Below are 15,459 nucleotides of genomic sequence, written 5' to 3'. Positions count from 1 at the left end.
GTAAAACAGAGTATACATATATAAATTTCCAATGGTTACATAAATTATGTTATAATTTTTAAAATAGTTTGTTATAATTTAAAGATAGAATAAATTATAGGAGTGAATCATATGAAAGATACAGCATTAGTTCTAGAAGGCGGCGGAATGAGAGGCATATACACAGCAGGAGTATTAGAATATTTTTTGGAGAATGATATTAATTTTCCTTATGTAGCAGGAGTATCGGCAGGAGCTTGTCATGCTTTTTCATATATTTCAAAACAAAGGGGAAGAAATAGAAGAATAATGATTGACTACATAAATGATAAAAGATATTTAAGTTTTAGGAATTATTTTAAAGAAAAATCATTATTCGGCATGAATTTTATATTTGATGAAATTCCAAACAACTTAGTTAAATTTGATTATGAAACTTTTGAAAATGATAATAGAGATTTTTATATTGGGGTAACGGACATAGTTACAGGAGAGTCAATATATTATAATAAAAAGGAGCTTAATGATCCTAACTTAATAGTTAGAGCTTCTTCATCTCTTCCATTAGTTTCTCCAATTGTTGAATATGAGAATAAAAAACTTTTAGATGGAGCAATAGCAGACCCAATTCCAATAGAGAAGGCATTAAGAGATGGATATGAAAAATTTGTAGTAGTTCTTACAAGAAACTTAGGTTATAAAAAAGAAAAAGATAAGTCCATTAGACTTGCAAAAAGATTTTATAAAAAGTATCCTAATTTAATTAAGCTTATGGAAACTAGACATGAGGTTTATAACAAGCAGTTAGATTTAATTGATGAGCTTGAGAAACAAGGTAAAGCTATAGTTATAAGACCTAGCGAAAAACTTCAGGTTGATAGATTTACAAAAGATAAAAATAAGTTAGAGGGTTTATATAAATTAGGATATTTAGATGGTAAAAAAATCAGATAAATTACTATTAAAATGAATATTTTGGATAATAATGGACATAATCACACCTAAGAGGTGAGATTATTATGAATAAAAGAAAGCTTATTCCAGTAATTATTTTAAGTTCTTTATTTTTGGTATTAGTTTTTGCAGGTACTTATGTAGGGGTTTCAAAATATATACGTCACAAATATGAAGTTGAGCAAGAACAAGTTAAAGAAGAACAGCTATTAAATGAAAAAGATAAAAGCTTAAAGGACTCTATTACCCTTATATTTAAGAACAATGATAAGGTTGAAAAGTCAATGAAGCTTAAAGATTATAAGAGCGAAAACTCTATAACTGGAGATATTAATAGAGATGAACTTTTAAATACATTAGAAAATAAGAACTACTCCTTAGAAAAAGAAGGGGAAGAACAGATGGTCTTCAGTAGGAGTACAGTAAAGAAATTAACTCCTAACAGCTATTACTTAGGCGAAAAAGATGGATACTTTGCTATATATAAAGCTGATAGCAGTGGAAAACCTACTATAGAAGATGAATCAAAGGATGTATTTAAAAATTATAAGATGGTTAAAGAATTAAGTGACTTAGACCAAGAAAAGATAGTTAATTTTGAATTCTCTTTTACAACAAAAGAGGATGCTGAAGAAAAATTAAGTGAATTCCTATCATAGAAGAAAAACCGTTATTTTTTGTAACGGTTTTTTTATTGCGCATTTTTCATTTTGGGAATTATGGTCTTAAAAGAAATCTATCAAAATCATGGAAGTTATGAATTACATCGTAAACTTCAACCATATTTTGAAATGTTGATTCGTTTTTAGAAGAAGTGACAGCAATTATTTTGCCTATTCCAGCACTATAAGCAGCTTGAATCCCAGAAATAGCATCTTCAAATACAATGCAGTTTTGAGGTAATATTTCTATTTTTTTAGATGATTTTATATAGTAGTCAGGGTTAGGTTTGCCAAGAACTGTACCATCATCATATACAATCTTGTCCACATCAAACCATCTAGTTAAATTGAAGCTTTCAATATAGAACTTTAGATTTGTAAGTTGAGAGGCTGTTGCTATTGTGATTGGAATGTTTCTTTCTTTAAGTTCATCCAAAAGAATTTCAGCACCAGTAGCTAAATGAAAGTTAGATTTATCAGATAAACAAAGCTCTCTATAAATTTCTTCTTTAATCTCTAAGTATGAGGAAACTTCCTTATCTGTTAAGGGTTTTCCAGATAAAAATTTTAATGTGAAATCACCATTGCGACCATGAACATATTTTTTAAATTCCTCATCATTTACATCACGATTAAATTCATTTTTAAAAAACTGTCTCCATGCTTTTTCATGTTTATCAGAATCATGAAAAAGTGTACCATTAAAATCAAAAACTACACCTATATTATTCATATTATAATCCTCCCCTGACTTATTGATTCCTGTTATATTTATAAGTATAATGCAATTATATGGATAGAAAATATAATATTATTGCATATAAATATAACAATATTGCAAATCTTAAAACTAGGAGGGAGCTATTATGGAAAAGGTAATTGTTACAAATGAGAACGATATGGAAATAATTTTACATGGTACAACAGAGCTCCCCTTAAAGGTAAGTGACGAAAGTATTTTAAATTATAAAAATAACTACTTTAATTGTCATTGGCATAAAGAGATTGAATTAACCTATGTTTATGAAGGTGAAATGTTATATCAAGCAAATAACCATGAAACTGTGCTTTCTGCTGGTGACTGCTCTTTTGTTAATTCTAAAGCACTACATTTAGGAAGTGCTATTGATGGTAAGCCTTGTCATTATAAGGTTATAACTTTTAATCCAGATTTGCTTGGAGTTGAAGAAACTGCGATTCAAAAAAAGTATGTTCAGCCCATATTAGATTGTAATAAACTTTCCTTGTATTTATTTAAAGCTAATAATGAGTGGGAAAATAAAATAGTAGAGATGATCAAAAAGATAATATTCATTTATGAAGAAAAATCCCCTTGTTATGAAATTGAAATAACTGCACTTCTGATTAATATATGGGGTGTGTTTTATCAAAATACAAAATCTATTCTTAAAGAGGAAGGCAACAATCCTAAAAGTATAGATTATATAAAAAATGTGGTAACTTTTATCCACAAAAACTTTAGCTCAAAAATATCATTAGAAGATATGGCTAAATCAGCTAATATTTCTAAAAGCGAATGTAGTCATTCATTTAAAAGGTATATGAAGGAAACCCCTTTTGAATATTTGTTAAGATATAGAGTTGAGAGAAGTATGGTAATTTTACTTAAGGAGAATGTATCTATTACAGAAATAGCTTTAGCTGTTGGGTTTTCAAATGCAAGTTATTACTCAGAAGTTTTTAAGAGGTATATAGGAGTAACGCCTAGAGAGTATAAGAAGCTGGGTGTTAACAAATGATTCTGTACAAAAAATTAAATAGACACTAGTATTTTATGAGAGTAAAATGGTGGAAGAGATAGAATTATTATCAGGAGGTGGACTATGAAGAACATAGAAAATCCATGGATCAAGCTTAAGGAAAATATAAATAAAGAAGATTATAAAGTAATAAATAAGTTACAACAAGAGTGTATTGATAAGGTTGCATTAAAGCTAGAACTTGATTATAAACTTGCATCATCAAATGAAAGCTCAAAGATAACAAACAATACAAATGAATTTATGTACTTTGATGGAGAAAAACTCATAGGGTACATAGGGATTGGAAGCTTTGGTGGATTTAACACACCTATTGAGGTTAATGGAATGGTACATCCAGATTACAGAAAACAAGGTGTTTTTAAGAAGTTAAGTGAGTTAGTAATTGATGAATGGAAAAGAAGAAATTCAAATAATATGTTTTTATTAAGTGATAGAACATCAAAGGAAGGACAAGAATTTATAAAAAACTTAGGTGCGACATATAACCATACTGAATATGAAATGTATTTTAGGCAAGAAGGCCCATCAGAAACATCAAAAGGACTATCAAACTTAACTTTTAGAAAAGCTAATAATGAAGATGCCTATGAACTTGCAAAACAGGATGCTATTTATTTTGGAGAAGAAGTTCCAGAAGAAAATGATAAAGAAAAAATGATACTTCCGGAAGAAGAGGAAAAGAAGGGTATTAGAACTTACTTAGCTGAAAAGGACAATGAAATAATTGGAAAAATTCGTCTTGAGTTAACTGATAAAGGTGGAATTTATGGACTTGGGGTTTTACCAAAGCATAGGAGAAAAGGGTATGCAAGAGAGATGTTAAAATTTGCAGTTAATACTCTTTTAGAAGATGGAGCTAAGGAAGTTATGCTGCAAGTAGATAGCGAAAATCCTAATGCACTTAATTTATATAAGTCTTGTGGATTTGTTGAAACCTCTGTAATGGATTATTATGAAATGAAACTTTAGGAGAAGAGATATGAACTATCGTAAAGCTAAAGTTGATGAAATTGATATTTTGATAGAGCTTAGAAAAAAACAACTAATAGATGAAGGCATATCGCCAGATAAAAATATAGATTATGAACTAAAAATATTCTTTCATGAGAAAATAAAAAATAATACGTTAACTGAATTGGTTGTAGAAGACAAAGGAGAAATTGTAGCTACTGGAGCTGTGGTTTTTTATGATTTTCCACCAAGTTACACAAATAAAACAGGTAAAAAAGCTTATATAACTAATATGTACACTAAAGATGAGTATAGAGGTCAAGGGATAGCATCTAAACTTTTAGAAATGTTAGTTCAGGAAACTAAAAAAGCAGGTATATTTAAAATGTGGCTTCATGCATCAAAATTAGGTAGACCAGTATATAAGAAGTTTGGATTTAAAGAAACAGATGAATTTATGGAATTAAGTTTATAAAGGTTAAGGTAAGAGGAGAAAATATGAGTACTAGTCAAAAAACTATAAAAATAGCTAAACCTCAGTTAGTTAAAGGAATTGAAGATAAAAGTATAAATGAACTTAGACTTGAAGATGAAAGCGTAATAGAGAATCTTTACATAACTGAGTGTGAAGTCGAAGTAAGTGAAGCAAGTAGTGTTAACTTTGAAGGAGTTGTATTTAGTAGAGTAGACTTTAACGGAGTTAAGTTAGAGTCTTTAGAACTTACTGATGTAAGATTTGAGAACTGTGACTTATCTAATGCTGACTTTAGTGGAGCAGTTATACATAGAACAGAGTTTGTAAACTGCAAACTTATAGGGTTAAAACTTAATGATTCTTCTCTTCAGAATGTTCATATAGAAAACAGTAATGGCAAGTTTGTTCTTATGAATTATGGGGAAATGAAAAATGTTGCTATAACTGACTCAATATTTGAAAATAGTAGTTTTCAGTATTGCAAGCTAAATAAAGTAAGTTTCAGAAGATGTGATTTTAAACTAAGTCAAATGTCTGGAACTAGTTTAAATGGAATGGATATAAGCGATTGTGAGTTTGAAGGAGTAAGCTTAAGTATAGATGACATAAAAGGTGCCATAGTATCTCCTATGCAGGCTATGGATTTTTCAAGATTACTTGGACTTATAATCAAAGAATAAGGTTAGTTAAGCAGAGTTCTTTTAACTCTGCTTATTTTTTTACAGAAGGAGAAGTTAAATTGAAGATACTAGAAGTTAAAGGAAATACCTATTGTATAGATACTGGAATGACTTATATTCCATTTTATAAAATTAATGAGAATGAAATAATAATGTTAGATAGTGGCTGGGCAAAAGGTGAAAGAAAAGGAATAGAGGAAGTTTTAGAAAATAACAAATTTAAGGTAGTAGCTATAATAAATAGTCACTTTCATATTGATCATGCTGGTAATAATTTTTACATCAAGGAAAAACATAATTCTATAATTGCTATGAGTGAACTTGAAGCTGTTATAAGTAGTTCACTTGATAATCTTAAACTTTATTATGGAGAACAAACTATAAGAGATGTAAGAGAACATCATGAACATATGATATTTAAAACAGATATCATAATAGAAAAACATCAAAAAGAAATATCAGTATGTGGTGTTAATTTCAATATTCTTCATACACCTGGACATAGTCCATCACACATATGCATAATGACCCCAGATGATGTTTTCTATGTAGGAGATGCACTTATAAGTTATGAGGTTATGAAGGGATCAAAGCTTCCTTATGCCTTTATATTGAGTGAAGATATGAAAAGTAAAGCTAAACTTTATGATATTAAATGCAGTAAATATGTTGTAGCCCATAAAGGAATATATGATGACATCACAAAACTAATAGATGATAATATTGATTTCTATGAGAGTAGGGCCATGGCTATATATGAACTTATAGATAGGCCCATGACATTTGAATGTATCATGAAAGTTGTACTTGAAAATCTAAACATCAAGGTAGGAAGTACATATAAATATTACACCGTTGAAAGAATGCTTAAATCTTACATAGAGTACTTAAATGATATAGAAAAAATCAAACTAATTATGGAAGACGGCTTCTTAAAGTATTCACCGCTATAAGCAGACCTTAAAGAAAGCTTTAAACTTTAAATAAATAAGTACATTAACATTTTCAATTTTCTAAAATACTATAATTAATGGATAAATATAATATGGAAAAAATTATGGAGGAGTTATATGTACTTGTATCATGGTTCTGATATAGCAGTAACTACAGTTGATTACAAAAAAAGTAGAACTTCTGCTGACTTTGGTACTGGATTTTATACTACAAACATTAAAGAACAGGCAATAATATGGGCTAAAAGGATAGCTATAAGTCATATGGGTAAGGAGTATAATCCTGAGATTAAAGCAGTTGTGACCACTTTCAATCTAGATAACAAAATATTTAAAGATACAAAAATAAGGTATAGGCGTTTTCGTGGAGCATCTGAGACTTGGCTTAGATTTGCTAGAAAAAATTTAGTGGGAGATAAAAACACTAAAGGAGATCATAATAAGGACTTTAGATATGATTTAGTCAGTGGATATATGGCTACAGCAGAGCTTATATCAATACTTAATAACTACGATAAAGGTGAAATTGATAAGGAAACTTTTAGAATGTATTTAAAATCTACATTAAAAAACAATCAATTTTCCTTTCATTCAAAAAGAAGTACAAAATATCTAAAATCCCCTATGCATGAATATTTTGATATAACTCAGGAAGACTTTAATAAAGCTCGAAATACTGGTAATATAATTGAACTTAAGTTTTTTATTTATGATGAAAATAATGGTGTAAGTTTAAAAAGTATTGTTTTAAATCTAGAGGATATACTTAACAATAAAATTCAATGATTTTAAATTTAAAGGACTTACCCTTAAATGGTAAGTCCTTTAGTGTAAAAATATTATTTTATATCATTAACTTCTTTTAATATTTTTTCAAGCTTTTCTATAGATTCTATTCTATCATTACATTTACTGCTATCCAAACAAATATCAAAACCTATAGATTTATAGGCTCCGTCAAAAGAGTTTGAGGTTTTGCATATAGGGGATACAAAAGCTACTTCGCTTTCTTTACCAATTCTATTACAAAGTACACATATATGTGAATTTGGATCTGGATTTGATATTCTACAAGACATACCAACAAGACTATCATTTAACTTATAAGCTATAAATAGCTTTCTAACTGACTCATCAACCCAACCTAAATACACATTTTTTGAATCTTGATCCTCCTGGTTTGGAAGTTTAAGTTTTTTTTCTTTCTTAAAGAGTTTCTTTAACTGAGCAACTGTAATTTTTTGCATTCCATAAACATACTCTTCTAATTTAACTAGATATTCATCAACTTCAGTGGACTTAGTTAAGTTTGTAATATCTAAAAGAGCCCTCTCATCTTCGGACAATGATGAAAATACGTTAAATATCTTATCTTGTATATAAATTTTACTAGCAGCAATTATATCATTATCCACACAACCTTTAAAAGAATTCTTTAAATCTTTTAAACATCTCTTTATGTAGTTATATTCATATTTTTTAATAAAAGTATTCATAAAATTATTACCTCTCTGTTCCGATTAATCTGCAAAATATTATTTCTACAAGTGAAAGTTTATCATGGACCAAGGTTGGATTCAAATCAATAAATAATTCTGTAAAGATTATGATTGAATGTAGTGAGAAGTTGATGATGAATGAGTAGTGTGTATATTAATACAAATATGTAATGTGATATAATATTAGAATGATGAACTGAGAAAATGAGAGCGAAATATTTAATAAAAAAGATTAAAGAAAGTAGGGTAACTTTTAATATGAGCATAGAAAAATCTAGTGAATATAAAAATTTGATAAGTGGCATAAAAAATCAAATAAAAACCTCAAGACAAAAGGCTTTATTGGCTGTAAATAAGGAGTTATTAATTTTATATTGGAAGATAGGAAGAACTATTTTAGAATATCAAGAAAAAGAGGGTTGGGGAGCTAAGGTTATTGATAATATAGCAAAGGAAATTAAGTTGGAATTTCCAGAATTAAAGGGATTTTCTCCAAGAAATCTAAAGTATATGAGGAAGTTTGCAGAGGGATATATTGATATTAAATTTGTGCAAGAGGTACTTGCACAAATTCCTTGGTATCATAATATTACGTTATTGGAAAAAGTTAAAGAGAAAGAAAAGCGAGATTGGTATGTCTATAAAACCATAGAAAACGGATGGAGCAGGAATACTTTAGTTCACCAAATTGAAAGCAAGCTATTTGAGAGACAAAACAATGATTTAAAAACAATAAATTTTATGGAAAAACTAAAAGCTCCTAATAATAAGTTGGCTATAGAAACTTTAAAAGATCCATATATATTTGACTTTATTACAATGACAGAAGAAATGAACGAAAGAGACATAGAAAATCAATTAGTAAAGAAAGTTACTAAATTTTTATTAGAGTTAGGATCAGGATTTGCTTTTATTGGCAATCAATATAAGCTGCAAGTTGGTGGAGATGATTACTACTTAGATCTTCTGTTTTATAATTTGAAATTAAGATGTTATGTGGTAATAGAATTAAAAACTGGCAAGTTTAAACCCGAATATGCAGGTAAGTTGAATTTTTATCTCTCGGCTGTAGATGATATATTAAAAACTGAAATAGATAATCCGTCAATAGGTATAATACTTTGTAAAGAGAAGAATAGACTTGTAGCAGAATACTCCCTTAAAGACATGACAAAACCAATAGGTGTTAGTGAATATAAGCTGTTAGAAAAAATACCAGAGGAATTAAAGGGAACATTACCAACAATAGAAGAAATAGAGGATACTTTAGAATAATCATAAGTTTAGTACTTATCTATTCTAAATTAATCTACAAAAACATTATTTTACAAGTGCAGGTTTATTTAGGAGTTAATCATTAGGTTGTTTCAATAAAAATTTTGATGTTATCATGAAAGGGTATGTTAAAAACATATGCATGAGATAAAAGATATTTTAAACAAATATGGGTTAAATGAGAGGGTTTGTTTAGAAACTGAAAGAGAGGAAGATTATAATGGTCACTAATTGTACAAACTTTGATAATGAAAATTCAGCAAATATTTTTACTATAAACTGTAAGGATATTATACTAAGAGAATTCCAAATGGAGGATCTGGAGGATATATATAATATTACCTTACAACCAGAAATAGCAGAGTTTTTACCTGATTGGATAGCAACTAAGGAGACACGTAGAGAATGGTTAATTAAATATGAAATTAAAGAGAATAGAGAGTTTTTAGATTCTGTTCCTGATATCTCTAAGGTTAAAGGACGTGCTTTTCGATTAGGGGTTATATTGAAAAAGAGTAATAAACTTATAGGGTGGATCAATTCAGGTTTAAAAGAGGAATTACCTCCACCAAATAGGGAAATAGGGCATGCTATTTCTAATGAATATACAGGTAAGGGGTATGGAACTCAAGCTGCTCAAGGCTTAATAAAATATATTTTTGAGAATACCAATACAGAGATGTTAAATGCAACGGTATTAACCTATAATTTAGCTTCAAATAATGTCATAAGAAAATGTGGATTTAGATTAATAGATAAGATTGAAATTGAAGGTAAAGAATATTTTTATTATAGACTTAGTAAAAGTGAATATATTATAGGAGAAAAAGATGAGAAAATATAATTTATATCAAGTTGACTCATTTACTAAAGAAAAGCTTTCTGGAAATCCAGCAGGTGTTATAACTAATGCAGATGGATTAAAAGATGATGAGATGCAAAAAATTGCTAGAGAACTAAATAATTCAGAAACTGCGTTTATATTTTCAAAAGATAACAATGAGTATGATGTACATGTACGTTTTTTTACTCCTAAAAATGAAGTTCCAATCTGTGGACATGCAACTATTGCAGCTCACTATGTAAGAGGAATTGAAAATAATTTAGATAGCATGAGAATATACCACAAAACTGGAGCTGGAATTTTACCTGTTGATATAATAAGGGAAGATGAAGATTATAGAATTGTCATGACTCAAGGAGAGATTGAATTTGGTGATATTATTGAAGATAAAAACAAAGAAAGTCTTCTAGAAGCTTTACATATAAAAGAGGATGATTTACTTGAAGAATATAAAATTCAAATTGTATCTACGGGACACTCTAAAGTCATGATCGGGATTAAAGATAAGGTTGTTTTAAATAACTTAAATCCAGACTATTTTGGTCTATCTAGGTTAAGTAGTATTATAAATTGCAATGGATATTATGTTTTTACGGTTGATTCAGAGGACAGTGATATTTTAGTTCATGGAAGAATGTTTGCACCTAGTATAGGAATTAATGAAGATCCTGTTACAGGAAATGCAAATGGGCCTTTAGGGGCATATTTAGTCCATCATAATCTTGTTAAACACGATAACTCTTCCTTTAAGTTTAAAGCAAAGCAAGGTGAAGCTATGAAAAGGCCAGGTATTATAGAAGTAGAGGTTGGCATAAAAGATGAAGAACCTAAAGAAGTAAAAATATCTGGAAATGCTGTAATAGTATTTAAATCAGAACTTATATTAAATGATTAAAGTTTAATTTAATCTAGAGAAAGCACTTGTGAAAATAGTCATAGGTGTTTTTTCATTTCTACCCTCCAAACAAATTTTCGCATTCTTATTGATAAAATACTCCATAAATGCTAAAGTATTATGTAGGTTTTTAAAGGTTGAGGTGAGAAAATGTACGAATATATTAGAGGTTTACATAAAGGGATAAATAAGGATTATATAGTAGTCGAGAATAATGGAATTGGATATAAAATTTTCACGTCTGGCTCTACTTTAGCTAAACTCCCAAAGCTTGATGAAGAAATAACTATCTATATTCAACAGATAGTTAGGGAGGACTTTATAGGTTTATATGGATTTTTATCTAGAGAAGAACTTGATATGTTTAATATACTTTTAACTATTAATGGAGTTGGAGCTAAGGCTGCTTTATCGCTTTTATCTATAAGCACGGTCGATAATCTTAAGTATGCTATAATGATAGGTGACGAAAAACATGTAGTAAGAGCACCTGGAATAGGTAAAAAGACTGCTCAGAGAGTTATATTAGAGCTTAAAGATAAGTTTAAAGCAGATGAGCTTTTAGATAATAAAGATGCTTCAATTGATATTGATATGAATAATATTTACGCTAACAATATTAATGAAGCTTTAAGTGCATTAATGGCACTAGGATATACTGAGAAAGAAGCTCAGAAGGCTCTTTCTAATGCTGATGTTGATAAATCAGTTGAAGATATAATAAAAGAGTGTTTAAAAATGCTTATGAGATAGGGGTGGGGAAATGGATGATAGAATGACTACAGGAGAAGAAATTCTAGAAGATTCCCAAGGCGAATTAAGTTTAAGACCTCAGAAAATCAGCGAGTATATAGGACAACAGAAGGTAAAGGAAAAACTTAATATTTTTATAAAAGCAACTAAAAAAAGAAGAGAAGCTTTAGACCATGTACTTTTATATGGGCCGCCAGGTTTAGGAAAGACAACTTTGGCCAATATTATAGCTAAGGAGATGGGTGGAGATTTAAAGGTTACTTCTGGACCTGCAATAGAAAGAGCAGGAGATTTAGCTGCTATTTTGACTTCTTTAAATGAGTTTGATGTTTTGTTTATTGATGAAATACATAGACTGAACAGAAGTGTTGAGGAAATACTTTATCCTGCTATGGAAGACTATGCCTTAGATATCATTATAGGAAAAGGTGCCTCAGCAAAGTCTATAAGACTTGAGTTACCTAAGTTTACTTTAATAGGAGCAACAACTAGAGTTGGTATGCTTACTGCTCCTTTAAGAGATAGGTTTGGAATTCTTTCATCTATGGAGTATTACACAAATGAAGAACTTAGAGAAATCATAGTGAGAAGTGCAGATATCTTAGGTTGCAGTATTACGCCTGAAGGTGCTTATGAAGTTGCAAGAAGATCAAGAGGAACTCCAAGAATAGCTAACAGACTTCTAAAGAGAGTTAGAGATTACTCAGAAGTTAAAGAACATGATTTCATAGACATTAAAGATGCAAAAGAGTCTTTAGAACTTTTAGAGGTTGATGAAGAAGGTTTCGATAGAGTTGACAACAAGATATTAGAAGCTATTATAGATAACTTTAACGGAGGCCCAGTTGGTATAGAAACTCTTTCATATTTTGTTGGAGAAGAACTTGGTACAATAGAGGATGTTTATGAACCTTATCTTCTTCAAAGAGGGTTCATCATAAGAACGCCTAGAGGAAGAATGGCAACTAAGAAGGCTTATACACATTTGGGAAGAATTAAGATTGAAAATAAGGATGAAAGTCAAACTACATTATTTGATTAGAGAAGGTGCTAGATATGAAAGTTGAAGATTTTTACTTTGATTTGCCAGAGGAACTTATAGCTCAACATCCCTTAGAGGATAGAACAAGTTCAAGACTTATGGTGTTAGATAGAGAAACAGGTGAAGTTTCTCATAAACATTTTTATGATGTAATAGAGTATTTTAATGAAGGAGATACCTTGGTTTTAAATAACACAAGAGTATTACCTGCAAGACTTATTGGAGAAAAAGAAGGTACAGGTGGAAGGATAGAGTTTTTACTTCTTAAGAAAGTTGGAGAAGATTTGTGGGAATGTCTATCTAAACCCGGTAAAAAAGCTAAACCTAAGGCTAGATTTACTTTTGGAAATGGTAAACTTACAGCAGAAGTTCAGGAAGTTTTAGATAATGGTAATAGAATAGTTAAGTTTTATTATGAAGGACTTTTTGAAAATGTATTAGATGATTTAGGAGAGATGCCTCTTCCTCCATATATACATGAGGCTTTAGAAGATAAAGAGAGATATCAAACTGTATATTCAAAAGAGAAAGGTTCTGCAGCAGCTCCAACTGCTGGACTTCATTTTACAGAAGAACTTTTGGAGAAAATAAAAGCTAAGGGTGTAAATGTAGTTTATCTAACTTTGCATGTAGGTCTTGGGACTTTTAGACCAGTTAAAGTTGAGAACATAGAAGAACATGATATGCATTCAGAGTTTTATGTATTATCAGAAGAAACTGCCAACATAATAAACCAAACTAAAAAGAGAGGAAACAAAGTTATTTCAGTTGGAACAACTTCAACAAGAACTTTAGAAACTGTAGGAGATGAGAATGGAGAAGTTAAAGAAGCTTCAGGTTGGACTAACATATTCATCTACCCAGGTTATAAGTTTAAAGTAGTTGACAACTTGATAACTAACTTCCACTTACCAGAATCAACTTTGATCATGTTAGTTTCAACTTTAGCTGGTCAGGATAATGTAATGAAAGCTTATAAAACAGCAGTAGAAGAGAAATATAGATTTTTCTCCTTTGGAGATGCTATGTTTATTAAATAGTTTAGTGTTGATGGTTGAGAGTTGACAATGAGGTACGAACTTCATTAAACTTATTCAGTTAACTTTGCAAAGTCAGTAAAATATCATTAAAGTTTGACAAAGATTGTTAAAGATTATTAAAGTCTGCAAAAGTCTATCAAAGATTGCTAAACTTAGTTAAAGTTGAAGAAACTAGTTTATAAATTAAATACTAATAGTTAGGAGAGCATATCGTGTCAAAGAAATATACACTTTTAAAGAAAAGCGGAAAAGCAAGGAGAGGAAGATTTGAAACTCCTCATGGAACTATAGAAACTCCAGTTTTTATGAATGTTGGAACTTTAGCTGCTATAAAAGGCGGAGTTTCATCTATGGATTTAAAGGAAATAGGTTGTCAAGTTGAGTTATCTAATACTTATCATCTGCACTTAAGACCAAGTGATAAAGTTGTTAGTAACTTAGGTGGCCTTCACAAGTTTATGAACTGGGATAGACCTATACTTACAGACTCAGGTGGATTCCAAGTGTTTTCACTTTCAGCTATGAGAAAGATAAAAGAAGAGGGAGTTTACTTTAACTCACATATAGATGGAAAGAAGATCTTCATGGGACCAGAAGAAAGTATGCAGATTCAAAGTAACTTAGCTTCAACTATAGCTATGGCTTTTGATGAATGTGTATCTAATCCATCAACTAGAGAGTATGTAGAAAAGTCTGTAGCTAGAACTACAAGATGGCTTGAAAGATGTAAAGTTGAAATGGATAGATTAAACTCACTACCTGATACTATAAACAAAGAGCAGATGCTTTTTGGAATAAATCAAGGTGGAGTTTATGATGATATAAGAGAAGAACATGCTAAAACTATAGCAAAGATGGACTTAGATGGATATGCTATAGGAGGTTTAGCAGTTGGAGAAACTCATGAAGAGATGTATAGAGTAATAGATGCAGTAGTTCCTCATCTTCCAGAAGATAAACCTATATATTTAATGGGAGTAGGTCTCCCAAGTAATATATTAGAAGCAGTTGAAAGAGGAGTAGATTTCTTTGACTGCGTACTTCCTGCTAGAAACGGAAGACATGGTCATGTATTTACAAAGAGTGGAAAGATAAACTTAATGAATGCTAAGTTTGAGTTAGATTCAGCTCCTATAGATGAAGGCTGTGAATGCCCAACTTGTAAGAACTACACTAGAGCATACATAAGACATTTATTTAAGGCAAAAGAAATGTTAGCTATGAGACTTTGTGTATTACATAACCTGTATTTCTACAATAAACTTATGGAAGATATAAGAAAAGCTATAGATGGAGACTATTTTGATGAGTTTAAGAGAGAAAAGCTTGAAGCTTGGGGTGGAAGAGCTTAAGAAAGGGTAAAGAAATATGAGTGGTGGTCAATTACAAATATTGATATTAGTAGGTATTCTTGTAGTATTTTATGGAGTATTGATTATTCCTGAGAAGAAAAGAAAAAAAGCTTACAACAATATGTTGTCAGAACTAAAAGTTAACGACAGAATAATTACTAGAAGTGGGTTAATAGGGAAAGTAGTGATTATAGAAAAGGATAATGTAGTAATAGAGGTTGAGCCTGACAATGTCAGACTTACATTTAGTAAACAAGGAATATCATCTTTATTAACAGAAGAGAGTAATATGTAATAACTTCACCCCTTATGTTCATATAA

The 15,459-nt window shown here is 30.0% G+C and carries 18 protein-coding genes; 16 read left to right on the top strand and 2 right to left on the bottom strand.

Annotated features, from left to right (window positions below):
* Positions 1-111 precede the first annotated feature (111 nt).
* Positions 112-933: a patatin-like phospholipase family protein gene (locus tag P8F83_RS09985; protein ID WP_315108279.1), complete on the top strand. Its 822-nt coding sequence runs from the start codon at positions 112-114 to the stop codon at positions 931-933.
* A gap of 65 nt (positions 934-998) precedes the next feature.
* Positions 999-1,592 carry a hypothetical protein gene (locus P8F83_RS09980; RefSeq protein ID WP_286907856.1) on the top strand — a complete coding sequence of 198 codons (594 nt, stop codon included), beginning with the start codon at positions 999-1,001 and terminating at the stop codon, positions 1,590-1,592.
* Between the two features lie 58 nt (positions 1,593-1,650).
* Here P8F83_RS09980 and P8F83_RS09975 read toward each other — a convergent pair whose 3' ends face one another.
* On the bottom strand, positions 1,651-2,328 hold the full coding sequence (locus P8F83_RS09975) for an HAD family hydrolase (protein WP_326514484.1): 678 nt from the start codon (positions 2,326-2,328) through the stop codon (positions 1,651-1,653).
* A 133-nt stretch (positions 2,329-2,461) separates the two neighbouring features.
* Between P8F83_RS09975 and P8F83_RS09970 the strand changes: the two genes are divergently transcribed.
* From P8F83_RS09970 to P8F83_RS09945, 6 genes are all read left to right on the top strand, one after another.
* Positions 2,462-3,355: an AraC family transcriptional regulator gene (locus tag P8F83_RS09970; protein WP_326514483.1), complete on the top strand. Its 894-nt coding sequence runs from the start codon at positions 2,462-2,464 to the stop codon at positions 3,353-3,355.
* 84 nt (positions 3,356-3,439) lie between these two features.
* Positions 3,440-4,348, top strand: a complete 909-nt coding sequence (locus P8F83_RS09965; protein WP_326514482.1) for a GNAT family N-acetyltransferase — start codon at positions 3,440-3,442, stop codon at positions 4,346-4,348.
* Between the two features lie 10 nt (positions 4,349-4,358).
* A complete protein-coding gene (locus P8F83_RS09960) occupies positions 4,359-4,805 on the top strand; it encodes a GNAT family N-acetyltransferase (RefSeq protein ID WP_326514481.1) in 447 nt (148 codons plus the stop codon).
* 23 nt (positions 4,806-4,828) lie between these two features.
* Positions 4,829-5,485, top strand: a complete 657-nt coding sequence (locus P8F83_RS09955; protein WP_326514480.1) for a pentapeptide repeat-containing protein — start codon at positions 4,829-4,831, stop codon at positions 5,483-5,485.
* A 59-nt stretch (positions 5,486-5,544) separates the two neighbouring features.
* Positions 5,545-6,438, top strand: coding sequence for an MBL fold metallo-hydrolase (locus P8F83_RS09950; protein ID WP_326514479.1), 894 nt, complete (start codon positions 5,545-5,547; stop codon positions 6,436-6,438).
* 117 nt (positions 6,439-6,555) lie between these two features.
* On the top strand, positions 6,556-7,224 hold the full coding sequence (locus tag P8F83_RS09945) for a DUF3990 domain-containing protein (RefSeq protein ID WP_326514478.1): 669 nt from the start codon (positions 6,556-6,558) through the stop codon (positions 7,222-7,224).
* Between the two features lie 53 nt (positions 7,225-7,277).
* Here P8F83_RS09945 and P8F83_RS09940 read toward each other — a convergent pair whose 3' ends face one another.
* Positions 7,278-7,934, bottom strand: coding sequence for an FBP domain-containing protein (locus tag P8F83_RS09940; RefSeq protein WP_326514477.1), 657 nt, complete (start codon positions 7,932-7,934; stop codon positions 7,278-7,280).
* Positions 7,935-8,195: 261 nt separating this feature from the next.
* Between P8F83_RS09940 and P8F83_RS09935 the strand changes: the two genes are divergently transcribed.
* The 8 genes from P8F83_RS09935 to yajC all read left to right on the top strand — a co-directional run bounded on the left by P8F83_RS09935 (position 8,196) and on the right by yajC (position 15,433).
* The gene (locus P8F83_RS09935) at positions 8,196-9,212 is read left to right on the top strand and encodes a PDDEXK nuclease domain-containing protein (protein ID WP_326514476.1); all 1,017 of its coding nucleotides are present in this window, start codon (positions 8,196-8,198) and stop codon (positions 9,210-9,212) included.
* Positions 9,213-9,432: 220 nt separating this feature from the next.
* Positions 9,433-10,056, top strand: a complete 624-nt coding sequence (locus tag P8F83_RS09930) for a GNAT family N-acetyltransferase (protein ID WP_326514475.1) — start codon at positions 9,433-9,435, stop codon at positions 10,054-10,056.
* Positions 10,043-10,951 carry a PhzF family isomerase gene (locus P8F83_RS09925; protein ID WP_326514474.1) on the top strand — a complete coding sequence of 303 codons (909 nt, stop codon included), beginning with the start codon at positions 10,043-10,045 and terminating at the stop codon, positions 10,949-10,951. Before P8F83_RS09930 ends, P8F83_RS09925 begins: the two co-directional genes overlap by 14 nt.
* A 150-nt stretch (positions 10,952-11,101) precedes the next feature.
* A complete protein-coding gene (gene ruvA, locus P8F83_RS09920; RefSeq protein ID WP_326514473.1) occupies positions 11,102-11,704 on the top strand; it encodes a Holliday junction branch migration protein RuvA in 603 nt (200 codons plus the stop codon).
* A 10-nt stretch (positions 11,705-11,714) separates the two neighbouring features.
* A complete protein-coding gene (gene ruvB / locus P8F83_RS09915; protein ID WP_238902333.1) occupies positions 11,715-12,746 on the top strand; it encodes a Holliday junction branch migration DNA helicase RuvB in 1,032 nt (343 codons plus the stop codon).
* A 14-nt stretch (positions 12,747-12,760) separates the two neighbouring features.
* Entirely contained in the window at positions 12,761-13,786 is a 1,026-nt protein-coding gene (queA, locus tag P8F83_RS09910; protein ID WP_326514472.1) for a tRNA preQ1(34) S-adenosylmethionine ribosyltransferase-isomerase QueA, read from the top strand.
* A gap of 209 nt (positions 13,787-13,995) precedes the next feature.
* Positions 13,996-15,138: a tRNA guanosine(34) transglycosylase Tgt gene (tgt, locus tag P8F83_RS09905; RefSeq protein WP_326514835.1), complete on the top strand. Its 1,143-nt coding sequence runs from the start codon at positions 13,996-13,998 to the stop codon at positions 15,136-15,138.
* 16 nt (positions 15,139-15,154) lie between these two features.
* Entirely contained in the window at positions 15,155-15,433 is a 279-nt protein-coding gene (gene yajC / locus P8F83_RS09900) for a preprotein translocase subunit YajC (RefSeq protein ID WP_326514471.1), read from the top strand.
* Positions 15,434-15,459 lie beyond the last annotated feature (26 nt).

The sequence above is a fragment of the Clostridium intestinale genome, from assembly GCF_035905475.1.
Classification (GTDB): Bacteria; Bacillota; Clostridia; order Clostridiales; family Clostridiaceae; genus Clostridium_T; species Clostridium_T intestinale.
Note: the sequence above shows the minus strand (reverse complement) of the source record. Positions and strands in the feature narration are given on the sequence as shown.

What these genes read in the sequence shown, in the direction of transcription:
- P8F83_RS09945 (WP_326514478.1), top strand. Translation starts at nt 6,556, where the DNA reads ATGTACTTGTATCATGGTTCTGATATAGCAGTAACTACAGTTGATTAC.
- P8F83_RS09955 (WP_326514480.1), top strand. Translation starts at nt 4,829, where the DNA reads ATGAGTACTAGTCAAAAAACTATAAAAATAGCTAAACCTCAGTTAGTT.
- P8F83_RS09930 (WP_326514475.1), top strand. Translation starts at nt 9,433, where the DNA reads ATGGTCACTAATTGTACAAACTTTGATAATGAAAATTCAGCAAATATT.
- P8F83_RS09940 (WP_326514477.1), bottom strand. Translation starts at nt 7,934, where the DNA reads ATGAATACTTTTATTAAAAAATATGAATATAACTACATAAAGAGATGT.
- P8F83_RS09975 (WP_326514484.1), bottom strand. Translation starts at nt 2,328, where the DNA reads ATGAATAATATAGGTGTAGTTTTTGATTTTAATGGTACACTTTTTCAT.
- yajC (WP_326514471.1), top strand. Translation starts at nt 15,155, where the DNA reads ATGAGTGGTGGTCAATTACAAATATTGATATTAGTAGGTATTCTTGTA.
- P8F83_RS09970 (WP_326514483.1), top strand. Translation starts at nt 2,462, where the DNA reads ATGGAAAAGGTAATTGTTACAAATGAGAACGATATGGAAATAATTTTA.
- ruvB (WP_238902333.1), top strand. Translation starts at nt 11,715, where the DNA reads ATGGATGATAGAATGACTACAGGAGAAGAAATTCTAGAAGATTCCCAA.
- P8F83_RS09985 (WP_315108279.1), top strand. Translation starts at nt 112, where the DNA reads ATGAAAGATACAGCATTAGTTCTAGAAGGCGGCGGAATGAGAGGCATA.
- queA (WP_326514472.1), top strand. Translation starts at nt 12,761, where the DNA reads ATGAAAGTTGAAGATTTTTACTTTGATTTGCCAGAGGAACTTATAGCT.
- P8F83_RS09980 (WP_286907856.1), top strand. Translation starts at nt 999, where the DNA reads ATGAATAAAAGAAAGCTTATTCCAGTAATTATTTTAAGTTCTTTATTT.
- P8F83_RS09925 (WP_326514474.1), top strand. Translation starts at nt 10,043, where the DNA reads ATGAGAAAATATAATTTATATCAAGTTGACTCATTTACTAAAGAAAAG.
- P8F83_RS09935 (WP_326514476.1), top strand. Translation starts at nt 8,196, where the DNA reads ATGAGCATAGAAAAATCTAGTGAATATAAAAATTTGATAAGTGGCATA.
- ruvA (WP_326514473.1), top strand. Translation starts at nt 11,102, where the DNA reads ATGTACGAATATATTAGAGGTTTACATAAAGGGATAAATAAGGATTAT.
- P8F83_RS09965 (WP_326514482.1), top strand. Translation starts at nt 3,440, where the DNA reads ATGAAGAACATAGAAAATCCATGGATCAAGCTTAAGGAAAATATAAAT.
- P8F83_RS09960 (WP_326514481.1), top strand. Translation starts at nt 4,359, where the DNA reads ATGAACTATCGTAAAGCTAAAGTTGATGAAATTGATATTTTGATAGAG.